This is a genomic window from Actinomadura logoneensis (genome assembly GCF_003428695.1).
Taxonomy (GTDB): Bacteria; Actinomycetota; Actinomycetes; order Streptosporangiales; family Streptosporangiaceae; genus Spirillospora; species Spirillospora logoneensis.
Genome location: NZ_QURH01000029.1, coordinates 1 through 3,740, shown reverse-complemented (window position 1 = coordinate 3,740; position 3,740 = coordinate 1). Strand labels below are relative to the sequence as shown.

Genomic DNA, 3,740 nt, shown 5'->3' with positions numbered 1-3,740 from the left:
GGCCAGGCCGCGGGCGACCGGGCCGGCGGGCGGGCGGAGGGTGGTTGGCGGGCCTCGGAGGACGGGCTCCGGGCGGCCCGCGCGGCCCAGTCCGGCCTGCCACCCGGCCTCCTCCCTCTCGACCGCCTCCAGGTGATCACCACGGCCCTCGCCGTGACCGACCCCCTGCGCGTCCACATCGATCCGGAGGGTGTGCTGATCACGGCCCGGACGCTGATCGCCGGCATGGTGGACGCCCTCCCACCCGCGGCCCGCCTCACCGGCACCGTGCGGAACGTCCCGTCGAGCGTGGCTCCGCCACTGGTGTCCGGGGTTCTCGGCGCGAGCGACGATCGCGAGGAAGAGACCGCACCTGTGTCCGCCGGAATCCCGTCGGCCCAGGCGTCGATCGCCGGACGGCTGTGGCGGGCCCTGTGCCCGGACGAGCCGACCCCGAGCCTGCTGCGGGCCTTCGAGGCGGCCATGGTGCTGCTGGCCGACCACGAACTGGCGGCGTCCACCCTGGCGGCACGGGTCGCGGCGTCCGTCCGGGCGGACCCGTACGCCGTGGTCATGTCGGGTCTCGGCGTGGTGAGCGGCCCCTTGCACGGCGGCGCGTCCTACGCCGCGGAACGCCTGTTCGCCGAGGTGGGAGCGCCCGGACAGGCAGCGCGCGTGATCGGCGACCGGCTGCGGGCAGGGGAGCGGATCCCCGGTTTCGGGCACTCGGTGTACAAGTCCGGCGACGGGCGGGCGACCGTGCTGCTCGGCCTCATCCGGGAGGCGGCGCCCGGCCACCCGCGCCTCGCCGTCGCGGACGCCGTCCTCGCCGAGGCCGAGCGGCGTCGCCTGCCCGCGCCGAACATCGACTTCGCGCTGGCCCTGCTGGGCGGCGTCGCCGGGCTCGTCCCGGGGGCGGGGGAGGCCGTCTTCGCGGTCGCGCGGGTCGCGGGCTGGCTCGCGCACGCCCTGGAGGAGTACCGCGGCGGCTCCCCACTGCGCCCCCGCGCCGTCTACGTCGGCCCGCCCCTCCCTACCTGAGCCCCCGAAGTCCCGCCGGACGGACGCCGGGGCGTCGGTGGTGTGGTGAGCGGGGGGTTCGGGGGGAAACGGGATGGTTCCTCCGGGGGCGTGCGACATACGGGCGGGGCGTTCCGGCGGGGGCCTGCCAGGGCTTCGGGGAAGCGGAGGTACGCTTCATGACGTGCGAAGGTTCTTCACCCCCGGCTGGCTCGGGCTCCACGCGACGGCGATCGTGTTGTTCGCGGCGTTCCTGGGGTTCGGCTGGTGGCAGTTCGACCGGGCGCAGGCGGGTAACGACCGGAGCTGGGCCTACACCTTCGAGTGGCCGATCTTCGCGATCTTCGTCGTGGTGATGTGGGTCAAGATGATCCGCGACGAGGTGACCGGCGAGGATTCGATCCCGCGCGGCCCGGAGGTCATCGAGGAGCCCGCCGAGAAGGCGGTCACCCGCGAGATCATCCAGCGGCAGGAGAGCGAGGACCCCGAGCTCGCCGCCTACAACCGCTACCTGGCCCGCCTGAACTCGCAGACCGGCCGCCGGGACTAGACGGACCGAGCAGCCCGTCCGGCGGACCGGCGTTCCCGGCGATCCCCACAGGTCGTCCGCGGGAGGCTTCCGGCGGACGCCGCGAGGCACTGCTCGACCCGTCCGTCCTGCCCCATCGACCCGAACGTAGGTAGCGCGCGACCGGCGCGCTGAGAGAGGTGTGACTGTGGAAGCGGCCATCAAGCGGTACCGGATCATGGCGCTGCTCGTCGGCGTGATGCTGCTGATCCTGGTCTTCGTCGCCATGCCGCTGCGCTACATCGGGGACCAGCCCGGCGCGTCGGGGATCGTCTCGCCGATCCACGGCATCCTGTACATGGTGTACCTGGTGATGGCGTTCGACCTCTACCGGCGGGCCGGATGGCCGCTGCAGAAGATGGTCCTCATGGTCGCGGCCGGCCTGGTGCCGTTCCTCGCCTTCTACGTCGAGCACCGGATCGTCCGCGACGCGCGCGCCGAGCTGGAGCGCACCGGCGTCGCCGCCGACGCGGCCTGACCCTCCCGCCCGCGCCGTCGGGTCCGTGCCCGGCGAAGGCTGGACTCGGCGATCCCCTCGGTCTACGTTTGACTCAGTCAAACAATAGAGCGAGGGGATCGTCATGTCGGCGCCCGCCCATCACGTCGCGTCCGTCCGGGACTTCAACCGCTTCTACACCCGCGTCCTCGGCCTGCTGGGCGACGGGCACGTCCGCACGCCCTACTCGCTCACCGAGGCGCGCGTGGTCTTCGAGCTGGCGCAGCGGCCCGAGACCGAGGTCCTCGCGCTGCGCCGCTCCCTGGACCTGGACGCCGGGTACCTCAGCCGGATGCTCACCCGGTTCGAGAGCGACGGCCTGGTCGAGCGCGAACGGTCCGCAGGGGACGCCCGCCGCCAGGTGGTCCGGCTGACCGACCGCGGGCGGGAGGTGTTCGCCCTGCTGGACGAGCGGTCCGCCGCCCAGATCAGGGCCATGCTCGACGGCCTCACCCCCGCCGACCGCGACAACCTGGTCGCCGCGATGCGGACCGTCCGCACTCTCCTGGCAGCCCCGGCCTCGTACGGCGCCGGAACGTCCGACGCGTCCGGGAGCGGCAACGGGTCCGAGACGGCCGAGGCCGGAGCGTCCCAAGCCGGGGTGTCCGGAGAGGGCGGGAAGGTGGTGTTGCGCCCGCTGGGACCCGGTGACCTGGGGTGGGTCGTGCAGCGGAACGGCGAGCTCTACGCGTCCGAATGCGGCTGGGACCGGACCTACGAGGCGCTCGTCGCGCGCGTCGTCGCCGACTACGTGGAGCGGCACGACCCCGAACGCGACAACGCCTGGATCGCCGAACTGGACGGACGCCGCGTCGGCAGCATCTTCTGCGTCCACCGGGACGCCACGACCGCGCAGCTCAGGCTGCTGATCGTCGAGCCCGGCACGCGCGGCGCCGGAGTCGGCGGCAGGCTCGTGGACGAGTGCGTCCGCTTCGCCACCGATGCCGGATATGAGCGCATGGTGCTCTGGACGACCGCCCTCCAGCAGCCCGCCCGCCGCATCTACGCCCGCGCGGGTTTCGAGCTGGTGGACCGGGAGCCGCCGTCCGAGCGCTTCGGCGACACCGTGCACGGGGAGACCTGGGAACTCAGCCTGAAGTAAGCCGACGCCGCAGGCACCCCGCCCAAGAGCCGGACCGACGGCACTGGTGTTCCGGTCTGGGGCAGGGCCGGTGGCGCAGGCGTCCCGGTCTGGAGCAGAGCCGACGGCGCGGGTGTTCTGGTCTGGAGCGCGGTGCATGCGCGCCGGTGTGGCGCGGGGGGATGGTCCTCGTCTGGACACGTACTAGCTACAGCCTGTCTCGAAGCGGCCTCGGCCACGCGCGCGAACGCGTGACCTGCACGGTGATACTAGCTACAGCCTGTCTCGAAGCGGCCTCGGCCACGCGCGCGAACGCGTGACCTGCACGGTGAAGCGAAGCCGGAGGCGAGCGGAGCCGGGCAGATCGCGAAGCGATGCCGCGTTCGCCCAGGCACGGTCACGTAGCGAGCCGCCAGGCGAGCGGAGTGGGCCGGGACTGCGATCAACACAGCCGGGCCGGCGGCGGTGCCCAACGCCGCCGCCGACCCGGCGGTGGGGGGACGTCGGTGCCGCGGGGGCGTACGGCGCCGGCGTCCTGTGGCCGTCGGACCCGGTGGCGTGGACCGCCGGGTCCGACGTGGCCCCGGCGCCGCGGG

General features: G+C 73.6%; 4 protein-coding genes. All 4 read left to right on the top strand.

Annotated elements, in window-relative coordinates; translation table 11 throughout:
- The coding region (locus DZF91_RS01720; RefSeq protein ID WP_235834003.1) for a citrate/2-methylcitrate synthase at positions 1-1,020 on the top strand (1,020 nt) is incomplete at its 5' end.
- 163 nt (positions 1,021-1,183) lie between these two features.
- Positions 1,184-1,549, top strand: a complete 366-nt coding sequence (locus DZF91_RS01715) for a hypothetical protein (protein WP_117355761.1) — start codon at positions 1,184-1,186, stop codon at positions 1,547-1,549.
- Positions 1,550-1,715: 166 nt separating this feature from the next.
- Positions 1,716-2,045, top strand: coding sequence for a DUF3817 domain-containing protein (locus tag DZF91_RS01710; protein WP_117355760.1), 330 nt, complete (start codon positions 1,716-1,718; stop codon positions 2,043-2,045).
- Between the two features lie 103 nt (positions 2,046-2,148).
- The gene (locus DZF91_RS01705) at positions 2,149-3,165 is read left to right on the top strand and encodes a bifunctional helix-turn-helix transcriptional regulator/GNAT family N-acetyltransferase (protein WP_117355759.1); all 1,017 of its coding nucleotides are present in this window, start codon (positions 2,149-2,151) and stop codon (positions 3,163-3,165) included.
- The last annotated feature ends 575 nt before the right edge of the window (positions 3,166-3,740 follow it).

What these genes read in the sequence shown, in the direction of transcription:
- DZF91_RS01705 (WP_117355759.1), top strand. Translation starts at nt 2,149, where the DNA reads ATGTCGGCGCCCGCCCATCACGTCGCGTCCGTCCGGGACTTCAACCGC.